Origin of the sequence: uncultured Roseobacter sp. (genome assembly GCF_947495025.1) — a bacterium.
Classification (GTDB): Bacteria; Pseudomonadota; Alphaproteobacteria; order Rhodobacterales; family Rhodobacteraceae; genus Roseobacter.
Map to the genome: position 1 here is coordinate 1,405,892 of NZ_CANLXG010000001.1, position 17,019 is coordinate 1,422,910.

The 17,019-nt window shown below is 59.2% G+C and carries 19 protein-coding genes; 6 read left to right on the forward strand and 13 right to left on the reverse strand.

What is annotated here, in order from left to right; genetic code table 11:
• Positions 1–261 precede the first annotated feature (261 nt).
• The 7 genes from Q0792_RS06735 to Q0792_RS06765 all read right to left on the reverse strand — a co-directional run bounded on the left by Q0792_RS06735 (position 262) and on the right by Q0792_RS06765 (position 5,392).
• Entirely contained in the window at positions 262–1,095 is an 834-nt protein-coding gene (locus Q0792_RS06735; RefSeq protein WP_298837851.1) for an SDR family oxidoreductase, read from the reverse strand.
• Positions 1,064–2,011 (reverse strand): calcium/sodium antiporter, encoded by a 948-nt coding sequence (locus Q0792_RS06740; RefSeq protein WP_298838660.1) that lies wholly within the window; start codon positions 2,009–2,011, stop codon positions 1,064–1,066. The genes Q0792_RS06735 and Q0792_RS06740 overlap by 32 nt, the downstream gene beginning before the upstream one ends.
• A 5-nt stretch (positions 2,012–2,016) precedes the next feature.
• On the reverse strand, positions 2,017–2,187 hold the full coding sequence (locus Q0792_RS06745) for a hypothetical protein (protein WP_298837853.1): 171 nt from the start codon (positions 2,185–2,187) through the stop codon (positions 2,017–2,019).
• Between the two features lie 4 nt (positions 2,188–2,191).
• The gene (locus Q0792_RS06750; RefSeq protein WP_298837858.1) at positions 2,192–2,989 is read right to left on the reverse strand and encodes a S49 family peptidase; all 798 of its coding nucleotides are present in this window, start codon (positions 2,987–2,989) and stop codon (positions 2,192–2,194) included.
• 70 nt (positions 2,990–3,059) lie between these two features.
• A complete protein-coding gene (locus Q0792_RS06755; protein WP_298837861.1) occupies positions 3,060–3,821 on the reverse strand; it encodes an ABC transporter permease in 762 nt (253 codons plus the stop codon).
• Positions 3,818–4,759, reverse strand: a complete 942-nt coding sequence (locus tag Q0792_RS06760) for an ABC transporter ATP-binding protein (RefSeq protein WP_298837864.1) — start codon at positions 4,757–4,759, stop codon at positions 3,818–3,820. The genes Q0792_RS06755 and Q0792_RS06760 overlap by 4 nt, the downstream gene beginning before the upstream one ends.
• Before the next feature lie 111 nt (positions 4,760–4,870).
• The gene (locus tag Q0792_RS06765; protein WP_298837867.1) at positions 4,871–5,392 is read right to left on the reverse strand and encodes a CoxG family protein; all 522 of its coding nucleotides are present in this window, start codon (positions 5,390–5,392) and stop codon (positions 4,871–4,873) included.
• Between the two features lie 128 nt (positions 5,393–5,520).
• On the opposite strand from Q0792_RS06765, the gene Q0792_RS06770 reads away from it, so the two are divergent.
• The 5 genes from Q0792_RS06770 to Q0792_RS06785 all read left to right on the forward strand — a co-directional run bounded on the left by Q0792_RS06770 (position 5,521) and on the right by Q0792_RS06785 (position 7,982).
• Entirely contained in the window at positions 5,521–6,498 is a 978-nt protein-coding gene (locus Q0792_RS06770) for a DMT family transporter (protein ID WP_298837869.1), read from the forward strand.
• A gap of 124 nt (positions 6,499–6,622) precedes the next feature.
• Positions 6,623–6,982 (forward strand): helix-turn-helix transcriptional regulator, encoded by a 360-nt coding sequence (locus Q0792_RS06775; RefSeq protein ID WP_298837871.1) that lies wholly within the window; start codon positions 6,623–6,625, stop codon positions 6,980–6,982.
• The gene (locus Q0792_RS06780) at positions 6,975–7,502 is read left to right on the forward strand and encodes an SRPBCC domain-containing protein (protein WP_298837874.1); all 528 of its coding nucleotides are present in this window, start codon (positions 6,975–6,977) and stop codon (positions 7,500–7,502) included. Before Q0792_RS06775 ends, Q0792_RS06780 begins: the two co-directional genes overlap by 8 nt.
• 1 nt (position 7,503) lies before the next feature.
• Positions 7,504–7,740 (forward strand): DUF4224 domain-containing protein, encoded by a 237-nt coding sequence (locus Q0792_RS20125; RefSeq protein ID WP_367276760.1) that lies wholly within the window; start codon positions 7,504–7,506, stop codon positions 7,738–7,740.
• Entirely contained in the window at positions 7,662–7,982 is a 321-nt protein-coding gene (locus Q0792_RS06785) for a hypothetical protein (RefSeq protein WP_367276761.1), read from the forward strand. The genes Q0792_RS20125 and Q0792_RS06785 overlap by 79 nt, the downstream gene beginning before the upstream one ends.
• A 245-nt stretch (positions 7,983–8,227) precedes the next feature.
• On the opposite strand, the gene Q0792_RS06790 is transcribed toward Q0792_RS06785, so the two are convergent.
• The 3 genes from Q0792_RS06790 to Q0792_RS06800 all read right to left on the reverse strand — a co-directional run bounded on the left by Q0792_RS06790 (position 8,228) and on the right by Q0792_RS06800 (position 10,860).
• On the reverse strand, positions 8,228–9,460 hold the full coding sequence (locus tag Q0792_RS06790) for an HlyD family secretion protein (protein WP_298837881.1): 1,233 nt from the start codon (positions 9,458–9,460) through the stop codon (positions 8,228–8,230).
• Position 9,461: 1 nt separating this feature from the next.
• Complete coding sequence (locus tag Q0792_RS06795) at positions 9,462–9,812, reverse strand: hypothetical protein (protein ID WP_298837884.1); 351 nt, start codon at positions 9,810–9,812, stop codon at positions 9,462–9,464.
• An 85-nt stretch (positions 9,813–9,897) separates the two neighbouring features.
• Positions 9,898–10,860 carry an NADPH:quinone oxidoreductase family protein gene (locus Q0792_RS06800; protein WP_298837886.1) on the reverse strand — a complete coding sequence of 321 codons (963 nt, stop codon included), beginning with the start codon at positions 10,858–10,860 and terminating at the stop codon, positions 9,898–9,900.
• A 68-nt stretch (positions 10,861–10,928) separates the two neighbouring features.
• On the opposite strand from Q0792_RS06800, the gene Q0792_RS06805 reads away from it, so the two are divergent.
• Positions 10,929–11,690: a DUF1045 domain-containing protein gene (locus tag Q0792_RS06805; protein WP_298837889.1), complete on the forward strand. Its 762-nt coding sequence runs from the start codon at positions 10,929–10,931 to the stop codon at positions 11,688–11,690.
• Here Q0792_RS06805 and Q0792_RS06810 read toward each other — a convergent pair whose 3' ends face one another.
• The 3 genes from Q0792_RS06810 to Q0792_RS06820 form a co-directional block, all read right to left on the reverse strand.
• Entirely contained in the window at positions 11,691–11,897 is a 207-nt protein-coding gene (locus tag Q0792_RS06810; RefSeq protein ID WP_298837891.1) for a hypothetical protein, read from the reverse strand.
• A 129-nt stretch (positions 11,898–12,026) separates the two neighbouring features.
• Entirely contained in the window at positions 12,027–15,227 is a 3,201-nt protein-coding gene (locus Q0792_RS06815) for a 4Fe-4S double cluster binding domain-containing protein (RefSeq protein ID WP_298837893.1), read from the reverse strand.
• 167 nt (positions 15,228–15,394) lie between these two features.
• Positions 15,395–17,005, reverse strand: coding sequence for a GMC family oxidoreductase (locus Q0792_RS06820; RefSeq protein ID WP_298838664.1), 1,611 nt, complete (start codon positions 17,003–17,005; stop codon positions 15,395–15,397).
• Positions 17,006–17,019 lie beyond the last annotated feature (14 nt).

Here is a 17,019-nt window from a genome sequence, read left to right on the forward strand (position 1 = left end):
CACTGTAGCGAAGCCAGCCGCAAGAGAGAACCTTTCCACGGTTCCTGTGGACAACTCTGCAGATAACTTCCCGCCACTCGGAAAATGTTGTTGGATTATGGGCATTTCTTCGATTTGCACAAAAAATAGGCAGCATTTTAACCCATTGTTATCAAACGTTTTTTTCTTGTACACCGGCCAAGGTTTTGAAAACAAAGGCATTTTGGTAACGATTTTGTAACAACTTCACCTCCGGTGCAAAACTTCCCGTGCGTCACGCATTTATTCCACGCCCAGGACGTCCGGCGTCTCCCAGCCGAGGTGCTGACCGCCATCCACACAAATGAGCTGACCGGTGACCGCTCTGGCATCGAGCAGGTAGCCGACTGCAGCTGTTATATCCTCTGGATCTGACCCCCGCTGCAACGTGGTTGCGGCGCGCTGGCTGGCGAATTCCGCGTCTGTCTGGCGGCCTCCGCGCAGTGTTGGTCCCGGGCCGATACCGTTCACCCGAATGGCCGGTGCCAGCGCCTGGGCACTGGTTTGTGTGAACGCCCACAGTGCGGCCTTAGCCAGCGTGTAGGTCGAAAACTCAGGTGTCAGTTTCCGCACGCGCTGATCAATCATGTTCACGATAACACCTGCTGCCACAGGCTCGCCCCGGGCATCGCGCAGGGGTTCCAGACCCTGAGCTGCCATCTTCTGCGTCAGGATAAACGGCGCACGCAGATTGCTCTGCATGTGCTTGTCCCAGGACACGCGCGTGGCCGAACCAATCGTGTCGTACTCAAAGATCGAGGCGTTGTTGATCAGACAGGTGACAGGCCCGCCAAGCGCCTCAGTGGCGGCATCAAACAATGCCTCAGTCTGATGGTCGTCCAGCATATCTGCCTGGAGTGCGATTGCCCGGCCGCCGGACTGTGAGATCAGTTTCACAGTTTCATCAGCTCCGGCGCTGGACGAGGCATAGTGGACTGCCACCGCGTACCCGCGTGATGCCAGATACAGGGCAATCTCGCGGCCTATACGGTGCCCTGCACCGGTAACAAGTGCATTGGCCATAGCATCCTCTCCCGTCTTTTGTTCAGCTGAGCAGCAACAACATGTAACCGGCATATAGGGCGGCGAGCAGAATACCCCACCCCCGCGTAATATTGACCTTGCCGTAGACAAAAACCGCCAGCAGCAGGGATGCACCCAGCATCACCCAGAGATCGAACCGCAAAAACTCCGGATCAACCGGGATCGGGCCGACCAGACTCGCAATGCCGATGATGGCCAGCAGGTTGAACATATTCGAGCCGATGACATTCCCCAGCGCCACATCTGCCTGACGGCGCAACGCAGCCATAGTGGTCGTTGCCAGTTCGGGCAGAGATGTACCGATCGCCACGAGCGTCAGACCGATAACCGTATCGGACACGCCATACTGCCGCGCGATGATTGTGGCATTATCGACAAGCAGATCAGCCCCAAGTGGCAGACCGATAAGACCCAGCACCAGAAAGACGGCAATACGCCATCCGGGCATATCCGGATCGGCGCCTTCGGGCTCCTCGTCGTCATCGCCCTTGCAGGCCTGCCTGTGCTGATGCGCATCGCGAAAGGCGTCTCCCAGCACAAAGGCCACTGCAACCAGCAGAATAATGCCCGCGATCCAGTCAAAAACGCCCCGGTACGCCAGCCCGATAAAGAGCAGCGAGGCGACGATCATGAAGTTGTAGGTTTTCCGGGTGTTGCATTCCGACGTGTGCATCGCCGCGAGGATCGCGGGCACCCCCAGCACCAGCAGGATGTTGGCGGTGTTTGAGCCGACAACGTTGCCCAGCGCCAGGCCCGGTGCACCTTCCAGCACGGCCTGAATGGAGATCAGAAGCTCGGGCGCAGATGTTCCGAAAGCCACAATTGTAAGTGATACGATGAGCGCGGGTACCCCAAGCCGCAGGCTGAGGTTCACAGCACCCTTTACCAGCGCATCGCCGGCCAGCAGCAGGATCAGCAGACCGAGGCCGGAGAGCAGCCATGGCATCAGTTCGCTCACGAACGCCCTCCCGCGCCACAGCTGCAGGGCCCCCGCCCGATCCGGTACCGGCCACAGGCACCGCATTTGGCCTGTGCCAGCCGTTTTCCACCCAGCCAGTGCATCTTGCCGAACATCGCCAGGACACCCATGACGACCAGGAAGAGGGTGACAATCTTGAAGATCATCCGGTTACAGCCCGTACTGCGCGAATGCGCTGCGCTCTTCGACGGACTGCAGTGTGTCGTCAATCAGCTGCGCACCAAAGCGCGCCAGCAGGGGCTTTTTGATGCCATAGGCGCGGAACCTGACCTTTTCGCCGAAACGGTCCTGCATCATCGGCTTCAGATGGCCGATACCGTCAATCAGACCCAGTTCCTGCGCCCTGCGCGCCAGCCAGACTTCTCCGGTGAAAAGGTCACGGTCCTCGGGCAGCTTGCCTTTGCGTCGCGCTGCCACGTGATCTTTGAAATTCGTATGTATGTCTTCGAGCAACCCCTTCAGGCGCTCGACGTCCTCGGGATTTTCCGGCCGGAACGGGTCCAGCATGGATTTTGACTTCCCTGCGGTATAGACGCGCCGCTCGATCCCCTGCCGGGCCAGCAGTTCATGGGCGCCGAAAGAGGCTGAAATGACGCCGATTGAACCAACTACTGAACTGTCATCTGCATAAATTTCGTCTGCGGCCGCGGCCAGCCAGTAACCACCTGACGCCGCCACGTCCTCGACAAAGGCGATAACAGGCACTTCTTTTTCAGATGCCAAACGCCGGATTCGCGCGCCGATCAGAGAAGACTGAACAGGGCTGCCACCAGGCGAGTTGATCTGAAGCGCCACGGCGGCTGGTTTGCCGCGTGAAAAGGCCTTTTCGATCACCGGGGCGAGAGTGGCGTCGTTCAGTGTGCCCCGTCCGGACGCACTGATCACGCCAGAGAGGCGGACAACAGCGACCACGGGGTCGGATTTCATGAAGGGTATCCAGCGTTTCATGTGACCCCATGTAGAATGCACCACCCTCTCAAACAAGGCAGACCGGCACAAGAGTTTGCAGCCTGCGTCTTTATTGCCGGATGCGCCAGCCGGTTCTGAATATCCACCAGATTGCGGCAAGGCAAAGTGCCGTAAAGCCGGCAATCGCAAAGAGTGATATGCCGATCGGCACGTCGGATGTCTCAAAGAAGGCCCAGCGAAACCCGGAAATCAGATAAACAACCGGATTGAACATAGAAATCGTCTGCCAGACCGGCGGCAGCATAGAGATCGAATAGAATGCCCCGCCCAGGAACACCAGCGGGGTAACGATCAGCAGCGGCACAAGCTGCAACTGTTCGAAACTGCCCGCCCAGATGCCAATGATGAATCCCAGCAACGCAAAGCTGATACAGGTGAGCACAAGAAAAACCAGCATCGCGAGGGGATGCGCGATCTGCACATCGACAAAGAAAAACGAGGTGCCCAGGATGATCACCCCGATGATCAGTGCCTTGGCCGCTGCGGCACCTACGTATCCGGCGACGATCTCCAGAAAACTCACGGGTGCCGAGAGCAGCTCATAGACCGTGCCGATGAATTTTGGGAAATAGATGCCAAACGACGCGTTGGAAATCGCCTGGGTGATCACCGACAGCATGATCAGCCCCGGCACGATGAACGCGCCATAGCTGACCCCCTCAACCTCCTGGATACGGCTGCCGATGGCGGCACCGAAAACCACAAAGTAAAGCGACGTCGAAAGGACCGGCGAGATCAGGCTCTGCGCCAGGGTGCGGAAAAACCGCGCCATTTCAAACATAAAGATCGCGCGGATCGCTGTCAGGTTCATGCCGCATCCTCCCCGTCGTCTGCGTGCACAAGATCAACAAAAATGTCCTCCAGACTGCTCTGCCGGGTCACCACGTCCCGCAGCACCAGCCCGGATTTACTCACATCCTGCAGAAGCTTGGTAATCCCTGTGCGCTCGGCACGTGTGTCATAGCTGTACGTCAGCGTATGTTTATCCTCACCCAGCACCAGGTCGTAGCCCGCCAGCGCCTCGGGAATGCTGTCCAGTGGCTGCGACAGCTGCACGTCCAGCTGCTTCTGCCCCATACGCGCCATCAGCGCATCCTTGTCCTCGATCAGCAACATCTCGCCCCGCGCGATCACGCCCACGCGATCTGCAATCGCCTCAGCCTCTTCGATATAATGCGTCGTCAGCACAATCGTCACGCCCGAGGCTTTCAGCCCGGCCACGACCTCCCACATGTCCTTGCGCAGCTCTACGTCGACGCCTGCCGTGGGTTCGTCCAGAAACAGCAACTGCGGCTCATGGCTGAGCGCCTTGGCGATCAGTACCCTGCGTTTCATACCGCCTGACAGTTCGCGTATCTGATTGTTGCGTTTGTCCCAGAGCGACAGCTGTCTGAGAATACGTTCAATGATCGCGTCATCCTTCGGCCGGCCGAACAGCCCGCGTGAGAAGCGGACGGTGTTGATCACCTTCTCGAAAGGCTCCAGATTTATCTCCTGCGGCACCAGGCCGATCATACTGCGCGCGGCACGGTACTCGCGCTGTATGCAGTGCCCCCCGACCTGCACATCGCCGGATGTCGCTGTTGTGATCCCGCAAACGGTCGAGATCAGCGTCGTCTTACCGGCACCGTTGGGACCCAGCAGAGCAACAATCTCGCCCTTCTTGATCTCCAGGTTCACGCCTTTGAGCGCTTCAAAACCATCAGCGTAGGATTTTCGCAGGTCGGTGATATTCAGAATCGCTGACATAGGCCCGCCTCCCTGCGGTTTATCCGTCCTAGGGTGAAACCAAAAGGAACAACAGCGCGCTGACGCACATCTCTGTCAGGTTTTGTGCGCAAACCCGCAGGTACGCACGTATCAGGCTTTTCCGGTCACCCGTTTAAGCCAGCTTTTCTTTTGCGCTTCGGGTGCTTCCTCGCCTGGTTCCGCCGGATCAGCCGGTCCTTCAAGCGTTTCCTGCAGATTGGAAAAGAACTGATCGGCCATTTTTCTGGCAAATCCGTCGATGATCCGGCTGCCGAGCTGTGCGAGTTTTCCACCCACTTTGGCTTCAACGTCATAGCTCAGCGCCGTACCGCCGTCGCTGGGTGCCATACTGACAGCCGCACCGCCTTTGGCGAAACCAGCCGCACCGCCCTTGCCCTCACCGGTGATGGTGAGAGACTGGCCCGGCACCATATCCGACAGCGTCACAGCCCCTTTGAACGTCGCTTTGACCGGCCCGACTTTCTGTACAACTGTCGCCTCAAACCCGTCTTCGGGGGAGCCGGTTACTTCCTGCGCTCCGGGCACACAGGCCTTCAGCACCTCAGGAGACAGCAGCGCAGCATAAACCTCGTCGGGCGTAGCGGCGATCTGGCGTGTGTCGGACATCTTCATGTCGGTCTCTCCCTGCTGTTTCCATGTCCCGCCAAGACTGACACAAAGCAGAGCGACGCGCCAATCGGTTTTCGATCCATGTCGCTTTCTGGCTCGACAGACCGTGCAGGCCTGATAACCGTTGGATCATGTCGCAGACTCCCACAAATAATGCCGCTCTGGCCATCGCCTTTGTGCTGGGCGGCGTAGCCGCTATCTCCTTCAACGACATGCTCATCAAGCAACTCTCGGGCGGCTATCCGCTGCACGAAATCGTGTTCATCCGGTCTTTTGTCGGGCTGATCCTGACGCTTTTCCTGATCCGCATGGAAGGCGGCTGGCAGATCCTGAAAACCCGCCGGCCTGTCCTGCACGCCATCCGCGGTTTGCTGATCGTTGTAGCCAACATGAGTTTTTTTGCCGCTCTGGCTGCGATCCCGCTTGCGGACGCCACGGCGCTGTTCTTTGCCGCGCCGCTGATGATCACGGTGCTGTCGATTCCGATCCTGGGCGAAAAAGTCGGGCCTGTGCGTATGACCGCAGTGATCGTGGGATTTGCCGGCGTGATCATCATGCAGCGCCCCTGGGCGGACGCCGACCAGCTGCAGGCCTCGCGCCTTGTACTGCTGCTCCCGGTGCTCGCCGCACTGACCTATGCACTGAACCAGCTGATGACCCGCAAGCTGGGTGTCGAAAGCAAGGCTTCTGCTCTTTCAGTCTATGTGCAGCTCGCGTTTATTGTGGTCTCTGTGGCCTTTTTCCTTGTCGCCGGTGACGGGCGCTTTGCGGAAAATGCCACAGACCCCTCGATGCAGTTTCTGCTGCGTGCCTGGGTCTGGCCCACTTCGTCCGACTGGGTGTGGCTGCTGGGTATGGGTGCCAATGCGGCTGTGATCGGCTACTGCCTCAGCCAGGCCTACCGCATCGCCGATGCTGCCACTGTTGCGCCTTTTGAATACGTGGGGCTGCCCATGGCGGTGTTCTGGGGCTGGGTCGTCTTCGGCGACCTCCCGGTCTGGGAAGTCTGGGCAGGCATAGCGCTCATTCTGGGCTCGGGGCTTTTTGTTTTTCTGCGTGAAAAGCAAAAAGCTCGTGTCATCTCGCGCGCACCTGTCAGACGTCGCTGAGCCCCACGTTCTCATCAGAAAACCGCACCTCCGGGCCACGCAGAACAGGCCCGCTTTGGGTCCTTGCCTTCTGACCGGGCCCGAGACGACTTGACAGACAGTTTTTATGTAATAATGTAATTACATGATTACTAATGATGATATGGATGCGATCTTTCAGGCTCTGGCACATGCGACCCGTCGGGCCATGCTGGACCACCTGCGGGATGATCCCGGCCTGTCTGTCGGCAGGCTGGCAAGCCATTTTGACGTCAGCCGGATCGCTGTGATGAACCATCTGGCTGTTCTGGAGAAAGCAGGGCTTGTGATCAGCGAAAAGGACGGGCGGTCGCGCAGGCTCTACCTGAACGCCATGCCGATCCAGGACATTCATGAGCGCTGGACAGACACCTTTTCGGCACACTGGGCTGATCGCGTCAACATCATCAGACATGCTGCTGAGGCAGCGGCTCGTAAACTGGAAGAGAGAGACGACGATGACTGAACCTGTGTATGCCAAAGCCAATATCAACCGTACCTTTATCAAAGCGCCTGTCGAAACAGTCTGGTCCACCCTTGTTGCAACAGACAGGGCGCTGCCATTTTTCTTTGGCTCAGTCTGTCAGACAACCGATGGCCTGAAGCCCGGTGCGCGGTACCGGATGGTTCATCCCAACAGGAAAATCGCGATGGTTGTTGGCGAAGTCATCGCTTTTGATCCGCCACACCTTTACGCGCACACTTTTCAGATGACCAACATCGACGAACCGCCCTGCAAAGTAACCTATGAGCTCGTCGAAAAAGACGGAGGCACAGAGTTTTCGCTGACCATTGAAAACGCAATCGAAGGTGGGAAGCTGTTTAAGGAAATGGTGTCTGCGCAGGGCTTTATCGGCACGAACCTGAAAGCCCTCTGCGAAACCGGCCGCCCGGCCTTTACCGGACGGATGGTCGGTTTGCTGTCACCGGTTTTCGGGTTGCTGGCGAAGAAAGAGCAGAACATCGCTAACTGGCCACTTCGCTAGATTGCGCGCCACGACATATAAGCAGAGAAAGGGACAAAAATGGATATTTCAGCGACACGGACTTCGACATATGCGGGATCCGGATGGGTCAGGATCATCGCGGCTGTCGGGATCATCTGGTACACGTTTGGCCTTGTCCAGTTCTGGCTTGGGTTTTCAATGGACACCACAGCTGCGGCTCAGTCCGGCGTCATCACAGCGGCTCACAGCGCCGCTATTGACGCCACGCCTCTTCTGATCTGGCTGGCATTTGCCCTCGCATCCGGCGCAGGGGTTGCGGGTTCTGTTTTTCTCTTTTCCGGCTCAGCCGGTGCACAACAGGCCTTTGGTGTGTCCCTGGCTGCTGCCGGCATCTACTACGCCTGGGTTTATGCGTTCAGTGGCTCTGGTGCACACCGCCCGTCCGAAGAAGCAGTCATCGCCATCATTGTTGTTTCTGTGACTATGGGTTTTCTGTTGCTGAGCCGCCGGGTTACCTGACCCATTCTGACCGGCATTCAGCGCCCGATAGAATGCCGTTGTCTGCAGTACCGTCCATCATTCCCGGCAGCCGGGCCAGACCGTGCGTGCTGTCTCAGCTGCACGGGCGATACAGGCCCCTGTAGTAGCAGACGTGATATCGCACAAGCGACATCATGCCGGGCCGGGCGTCAGGGGTCTGAAAAGCTGACTTCTGCAACTTCGCACGAACTCGCCGCCCACGGTCTGTGGTCAGACAGCCCCGGTCAGTGTCCGGTAAATACCAGTGTCTGAAGCGGCAACAGAATAGACTGAATGCGCAGCCCCGCAGCATGCACGACACCAACCGTATCCACGACGTGCATGAATATCCAGCTGCCCAGTCCCAGTTCCGGATCATCCAGCCTGTCATGGTTGTTGGTATAGGCGGTTGCAACACAGCGGCTGCCCGGTGGGATATCATCTGTCTGCCCGGCATAAATGGGTTCCATAAAGGCCGTGATGGTTCCCGGCGCGCCCTGAAACTGTGCATCAGCCAGCCTGTCCGAGGGTCGGATCTGGCCTGCGGCGATGACGTCCTGAACATCTGTTATAACCATGGGAATAACCGTAAAGGGCTTGGATACGCACATGATTTCGGCCACGCCACCCGGTTTGATCACCTGTGCGGAAATCTGCGGGAATCCGGCTTGGAACCGTCCTTCGCCCGCACCCTGAGGCACAAGAATACCGGCCGGACGCAGGACCGGGCTGACGATATCGCCGCGTCGCAGGGTAAACTGTTCGATGCGCCCGGCGGTACCGGCGTAAATGGTCAGCTTGGCGATCTCGACTTCCGCCTGCTCCAGTGCGGCCTCGGCCACAGCGCGCTGCGCGGGCAGCAGGACAGTGATGTTTGCATCCACCGCTGCAACACCTGCCTCGGCAGCATCCAGAGCGCCCTGTCGCGCATCCAGCTCATTCTCGAGGCTCTGCACCTCCTGCGCTGAAACGGCTGTCGACCCGCGCTCCTGCAGCGTGCGCCGGCGCTCCAGGTCCTCAAAGGTCTGACGATAGTTGGCGCGGGCCTGATCCAGTGTGGCGATCGCCACAGCCCGGTCCGACTGCGCCAGTGTCAGAGCCGCTTCGATCTCATCAATCTGGCGCAAGGCCGTCTCGCGCGCGGCCTCCTGGCGGCTGCTGTCCATCCGGAAAATCGGATCACCGGCCTCGACCGTCTGGTTGTTCTCAACAAAGACATCCTCGACCCGGCCGCCGGCCTCAGAAAGTATGGTCACCGTCCGGAAAAACGACGCCACACTGGACGTGGTCGGGTGATAGTAAAAGACGATTGTAATCAGACTGATGGTCAGCATTGCGCAGAGCGTGATACCCCAGCGCAACTCGTACCACACCGTGAAAAAGTTGATCTGATCACCCCAGCGTTTTCCCTGAAACTGGCGGCGCAGCAGATAGTCCGGAAGGATCGTGACCAGCGAGCAGATCATCAGCTCCAGCATCTCAGCGCTCCCTGCTCACAAGGTTCTGCAGCGACTGCGCCATCGAATTCAGCGGGCCGGCCAGATCCGGCGGCCTGAAAGCCGCGAGCACCAGAGCCCCGACCCAGAAGAGGTTGTTGTGCGTAAAGAGCGCCAGCATGCAGAGGATGGAAATCAGCTGTAGCTGCGCAGAGTTGCTTTTGTGCGCCATGCGTTCCGGCAACGCGTGCAGCGTAAAGTAGGCAACGCCGAGCAGCAGAATGAGACCCAGAACGAAAAACACCATGATCGTAAAAAGCCCGTCACCGCCATCTGCGGATGCAAACCAGTGCGGCAGGTGATGCGGAGCCTGCGGGTGAATATTTTCGGACATGATCGACCTCAAAATGCCTTGATGAACGTCGGCACGCTACATGGGTTTGCGCTACCTCGCTACGGTTAAATCGCCCGGGACGGGATCAGTCGATGCGAACAACCACTTTGCCGGTCGCTTTGCGGGTGCGCAGCAGATCGAGCGCTTCGTTCGCCTGATCAAGCGGCAGGACGTTGCTGACGTGCGGGTGGATTTTCCCCTGTACATACCAGTCCGTCAGAACCCGGAAACTGTCGGTCAGCACTCTGGGGTTCACGCGGGTATAACCACCCCAGTAGAACCCGATCACAGTAAGGTTTTTGACCAGCAGATGGTTTGCAGGGATCTGCGGCACCTCACCACTGGCAAACCCCAGCGGGATCAGGCGCGCCTCAGGCCGGCAGGCACGCAGGGCGGCTTTGAACTGGTCGCCGCCAATCGGGTCATACACCACATCCGCACCACCAAGCCCTTTAACGATTTCGCGGATATCATCCGTTTCGGAATCGATCAGATGATCCGCACCTGCGGCTTTCGCAACCGCCAGCTTTTCCGGCCCGCGCGCAACTGCGATCACTTCGGCGCCCATAAGCCTGCCAAGTTCGACAGCAGTCAGCCCCACGCCGCCGGAGGCGCCAAGCACCAGGAGGCGCTCACCCTTTTTCAGGTGTGCTTTATAGTCAAGCGCCACGTGGCTCGTGCCATAGGCTATCAGAAAAGCCGCCGCGTGTTCATCGGACATTTCATCCGGCACCGGCACGCAGACGCTGGCCGGTATCGCGGCATAATCCGCCAGCGCATCAAACCCGCAATAGGCGGCGACCCGTTGCCCGACGGCAAGGCCTGACACGTCTTCACCGACAGCGGTCACCGTTCCGCAGAGCTCCATTCCAAGTGTAAAGGGCACCTTGGGCCTTTCCTGATAAGTCCCCTTGATGATCAGCAGATCACCGAAGTTGAGCCCGCAGGTATGCACTCTGACAACGACCTGCCCCGGTCCGGCATCCGGGACGGGAATGTCCTGCATGCTCAGAGGCTGTCCGAGTTCTGTCACCTGCATCGCACGCATTACGTATCTCCGTTCCTGGATTGTCCGTCCGATGTGGCCTGTTTGGCACGACAAGTGCAAGAGGCGGTTTGCCGGACAGACGGCACCGGCGCGAAAAACGGGCATTGGCCTGCGCCGCGGATGATGGCAGGTTCTGCGCCAGCGCTGCAGCCCGGGGCAAGATCACGATGTGGACCAGATATGCCATATACTACACTCCGCCATCGGGGCCATTTGCCCATGCCGGGGCACGCTGGCTGGGCTGGGACGTTTCATGCGGAAAACCTTTGACCGCGGTGGCCGGAGAAGCATCTGAAAAACCGCGAAAATACGGTTTTCACGGCACGGTAAAACCACCCTTCGCACTCGCTGAGGGTATGTCGGCGCAGACGCTGGAAGAAGAAGCCCGCGCCTTATGTGCAGGGCTTCGGCCGGTGACGCTGGAGGGTCTGCAGATTTCAGCGCTCGGGCGGTTTCTGGCCTTTACGCCACAGGGCGATACAGCGCGGCTTGCTTCCCTTGCCGCAGAAATGGTGCGGGGTCTCGATGCCTGGCGCCGCCCGCCGACCGACGCAGAACTGGCACGTCGCAGAAAACCCGGCATGACAGATTTGCACGAAGAGAACCTGAAAAAGTGGGGGTATCCATACGTTATGGACGCCTTCCGGTTTCATATGACGCTGACCGGGCCACTCGGGAACGATGCGCGTGTCGCAACCCAGAGCCTCGCCAGCACGCATTTCGCAGGCTGCGTGCCGAAACCATTCGAAATCACATCGCTTACACTCTGCGGCGAACGCGCAGACGGTCATTTTCAGGAACTGGCACGTCTGCCGCTGGGCGCGGCCTGATCAGATAAAGCCAATATGTTGCAGCGCTTTGCGGGCATTGTTCTGCTCTTCCGGTGTGCCGGACAAAAGGGCCGCATTCAGTTCACAGACCATAGAACTCAGAGACCGTTCCTTTACGCACCGGGTCACAAACGCCGCTACATCGCCGTTCTCAAGGTCGAGGATGTTTTTCGCGCAATATTTCTCAGAAATGATCTCTTGTTCCATGCTGACCCGGCTCCGCTGTGATTCCCCGGCGATGGTACCGGGGCGCTCTTTGTCGTGTCACCGATTCTCTGATCATTGTGGATAAACCGGCACATCCGGCACGGTTTACCGGCGCATCCTGTGGACAGATCAGAGGTCGAGCAGAAGTGTGCCGTTTTTTTCGGCAGCACGGGACTGGCACAGGATAATACTCTGCTCGCGCTGTGCCTTTGAGAGGACAAAATCGCGGTGTTCGACATCACCGCCCAAAAGACCGCACCTGCAGACACCGCAAAGCCCGTCCGCGCATTTGAGATCAACCGGAACCCCTGCATCAATCAGAACCTGCGCTGCAGATGCTTCGGGCGGCACATCAAGAACGCGCCCGTCGCGCAGCTGCAGGTGAAACGGGTGATTTTCGTACTCCGGCGTGTCGGGTACCGTGAAATACTCGATATGACAGGCTTCCTCGGGCACGCCGGCCTTTTGTGCGGCTTCCACAACGGCGCTCATGTAGCTGTCTGGTCCGCAGGTATAGACGTGCGTGCCGGGTGCGGCAGCGGCAAAAACCGTATCGAGTTCAGCGCGGGTGCCCTGTGCCGAGACATGCAGATGCACACGGTCGGCCCAGTGCACTGCTGCGAGATCAGATGCAAAGGCAGCGTCGCCTGTGTCACTGACCGAATAGTGCAGCTCAAACTTCTGGCCCCGTGCGGCAAGCTCGTGTGCCATGGCGATCATCGGGGTGACGCCGATCCCTCCCCCCATCAGAATGTATGCAGTGGCCGCTGGCTCCAGCGGGAAATGATTGGCTGGTTTTGCCACGAAAACACGCCGTCCGGGCCGGAAAATGCGGTGCAGCAGAACCGATCCGCCCCTGCCCGTTTCTTCGCGCAGGACGGCGATTTCGTACTGTTTCCTGTCTGCCGGGTCGCCACAGAGCGAATATTGCCGCAGCTTGTCCGGGCTGATGACGATATCGAGATGCGCACCTGCGGTCCAGGCGGGCAGGTCCGCTCCGTCGGCGGCCTCGAATGCGTAAAGCGACACGCGGTCCGTCAGCGCCCGGACCTCAGCCAGTTTAACCTCGACCACAGGGCTTTCGCGGTTTGCGGTATAACGGTGGTCCCACGGTCCGGTGTCACCAGCGGCGCGGCGCGCGCGGTAGTCATCCGCGGAGATCATGTCCTGATAGGCGCGGATGCCCGCCTCGCGGTCCATCGGGAACGGATAAGGTGCCGGCGGCGGCGCCAGTGGTGCGGGATACACCGCAAGTGTCTGATCCTCGAACCGCAGCTTCAGATCAGGCTGCAGTTCGCGGGCATTCACCGGATTGCGCGCCGGGTGGTATCCGCCGTCGTCCGCAAGCTCGATGTCCCACCACCATTTCTTGACCGGGTTCAGCCCGCCCCGTCCCAGCCTGTCATCCAGCCGCGCCAGCACCGGAGCTGCCGCGGGTATTTTCATTGCCGCCCAGCGGAACGGTTTTTCCGCAAAAAGGCCTTCGAGGTTCCAGGGACAGGTCTTCATACAGCGCCCGCACATCGAACCGCCCGCCGTGGTGATCCGGTAAGTGGCACATTTCTGACTGTCGGATTTCCAGATCTCATAGCCGTTGAACATCCGTTTGGGCCCGGCCGTGATCGCACCCGAAGGACATTCCCTGGCACATTTATTGCAGCTCTCACAGAAGCGCTGCAAACCGAAGTCTATCGGCCTGTCATGCGCCATCGGCATGTCTGTGGTCACGACACCCGATTTCAGTCGCGGTCCCAGAAACGGGTTCAGAATGACCTCACCGATGCGACTGACCTCGCCCAGGCCCGACAGCAACAGCAAGGGTGGCTGCAGCACCTCACCGTCCATCACTGTATGCGCTTTGGCCTTGTAGCCCAGGTTGCGGATCTGTCGGGCGATAACGCCCCCCAGAAGCGAGAACCGCAGGTAGGCGCGCATAGACTGCGCGACACTGATCCAGTCATCTCCGCTTGCGCCCTCCATGGTGTCAAAACCCTGGTCAACGATCATGCTGATCGCCTGATCATGAGGCGGGTTGATCGGCTGTCCCGTGGCGTCATGGCTGTACCATGCCCACTCCGGACAGCGCGACAGCCCGGTGGCGTCAATGCCCAGAAAGTAACAGGCGGCTTTGATATTATCAGCGTTGCGCTGCGCGTCAGAAGGGCGATCACCGTCACCGGACGGGCCGTCCTGCAAAAGCGTGAGCGCCCCCAGCATCCGGCGCTGCGCCATGGACGGGGCCGCCTTGCGGGCGTAATGGCCCCCCGACGCGCCGTCCTGAACAGCCTTGCCCATATCGCCGAACTGGGCGCGGGCAAACATATCCGCCCGTTTTGGCACACGCGCGACACGCGCTTCATCGATATAGGTCGTGGGGGCTTCACGGCGTCTGAGCGTCTCAAACGGGTGTGGCCCGTCGCGGAAATCGCGGTGTGCAAACGGATCGCGGTTTCGCGCGGATCTGGACGTTCCGACACCAAAACGCCATGCCAGACCGCCGGCGTTCTCAAGAGCCGCTGGCGCCAGAGGCCGGTCATGTCGCAATGGCATGGTTGTGCTTACGCAGGCAACGCCGAACCGGTCGCCGAGGAAAGGGTTGAGCAGCATGCCGTTCTGCGCCACAGCGAGACCGGCCGCAACGGTCGCCTGGTTCAGATCAATGTCGGTGCTGGTCGCGGTATGGGCCCTGGCGTCCCACCCCAGAAGACGAATGTAGCTGGCCAGAACCACCGCAATCTCGGCACTGCGCATCGCCGCCCGCTGTTCCTGTGCATTCTGCAGCCAGTCGGTGCCCGGCTCTCCGGGAGCCGGATCGCGCTGCCACTCGCACAGGAATGTCAGAACCGTCGTGTGATCCGTTGCTGTTGTGGCCGGCGCCAGCATACTGTCACGCAGATCTGCGAGGATCACGTCAATACCAGAGGCAAGTGTTTTGGTCTGCCGGGTCGTCAGCTCACCGGCCAGACGATCAATATCCGGATTGCGCCAGGGATCTTTCAGACGCGCAGATGCCGGGAGCGGCCCGATCCCAACAACAGAAGCGTCGCAAAAGTACCCGAAGGATTTCAGGTGGTCTGACCGCTCGCCCGGATCATCCGGTATCGTCGCCCGGCTGCGGTTGACCAGACCATCGCGCAGCGCGTCCATTGTTGCCTGATAGTCGGCCATCGCATTTACAATCGACTGCGGATCCTGCGGCCTGTGAAAGCTGACCGGCGGCATGACCGGAACAGCCTTCAGATCGGGACGGCTGCCGCGGGCACATTTTTCCATGGGATAACTGCCCAGGTGCGGCGCGCGTCCGGCGGCGGAAAAAAACTTCGGCGACATGTCTTCAACTTCTTTATGTCCGCAAAATGTCAGCGGACCGGACCGCGGCGCGCGCGCCCGTACACAGGTAACTGTCACCAAATATCACGGGAAATACAATGATCCACGCTGCGGCTGCCCCCCCACATCGCCAGCCTATCAAGCGATTGTGACAGTTCCGCCTGTCCTCAGTTATCAGCGAGCACCAGATCAGATGCCTTTTCACCGATCATGATCGCCGGCGCATTGGTATTGCCGGACACGATTTCCGGCATGATCGAACAATCCGCAACACGCAGACCCTTTATCCCGTGAACACGCAGGCGTTCGTCGACCACCGAGTCCTCACCAGAGCCCATTTTACAAGTGCCCGTCGGGTGGTAGATCGAGGCAGTGTTGTTGCGCGCCCAGTCCAGCGTGGCATCATAGTCATCCATATCCAGGCTGGCATGGGGGCGGAACTCCTCGGAGATCTTCGAGGTCAGCGGCGCGTGTCGCGCGATTTTACGCGCGATGTTCACGCCGGCAACAACCGTCCGGCAATCCGTTTCCGTGGACAGGTAGTTGGGAATGATTTTCGGGTATTCCCGCGGTCGCGCAGAATTCAGCCGGATCTCGCCTTTGCTTTCCGGTCGCAACTGGCACACAGACATTGTGAATGCTGAAAACTTGTCGGCACCTTTGCCCGGGTTTTCAGCCGAAAGCGGCTGGACGTGGAACTGAATATCGGGCGTTTCCAGGTCGTCACGGGTTTTCAGGAATCCGGTGGCAAGACTGGCCGCCATCGTCATCGGACCGGCGCGGAACATCAGATATTTCAGGCCGATTTTTGCCTGTCCATACAGACTGGAAACCTCATCGTTCAACGTCGGTTCGTTGCACTTATACACAAGACGCGCCTGCAGATGGTCCTGCATATTCTTGCCCACGCCAGCGAGTTCTTTCTTTACTTCGATACCGTGTTCCGCAAGCTGTGCGCCCTCGCCGATACCCGAGAGCATCAGAAGCTGTGGCGAATTGATCGCCCCGCCAGACAGAATGATTTCGCGTCGCGCCGTCACGGTCACAGGATTGCCGGACCGGTCTGTATAGGTGACGCCGGTGGCGCGGCCCTCACTGATTTCGACTTTGTCCACCTGGGCATGTGTCACGATTTTCAGGTTCGGGCGGCCACGTGCAGGATTGAGGTAGGCAACGGCCGAACTGCAACGGCGTCCGTTGCGGGCCGTCAGCTGGAAGAAACCAACGCCTTCCTGATCTGCTCCGTTGTAGTCCGGATTGAACTTATAGCCAGCGGCCTGCGCTGCAGCGACCCAGGCGTCTGTGATGGGACGCTGGATCCGCATGTTTGAAACTGACAGCGGCCCCTGATCGCCGTGATAATCGTCCGCGCCGCGTTCATTGTTCTCCGCCCGCTTGAACAGAGGCAGCACATCATCCCAGCCCCAGCCGGCATTCCCCATCTGGCGCCACCGGTCATAATCCTGCGGCTGCCCGCGGACATACAGAAGACCATTCAGAGAGGATGAGCCACCCAGAACCTTGCCGCGCGGCCATTCAATGGATCGGCCGTTGAGACCCGGATCGGGTTCGGTTTTGTAGCACCAGTCCACTGACGGGTTGTGAATTGTCTTGAAATAACCGACGGGGATGTGAATCCACGGATTCAGATCCCGGCCACCGGCTTCAAGCAGGATAACGCTGTTCTTCGGGTCTGCGCTCAGCCGGTTGGCCAGCACGCAGCCCGCTGAACCTGCACCAACAACGATAAAATCCGCTTCCACGAGGGTCTCCTCCATGTAGTATGAAAAAA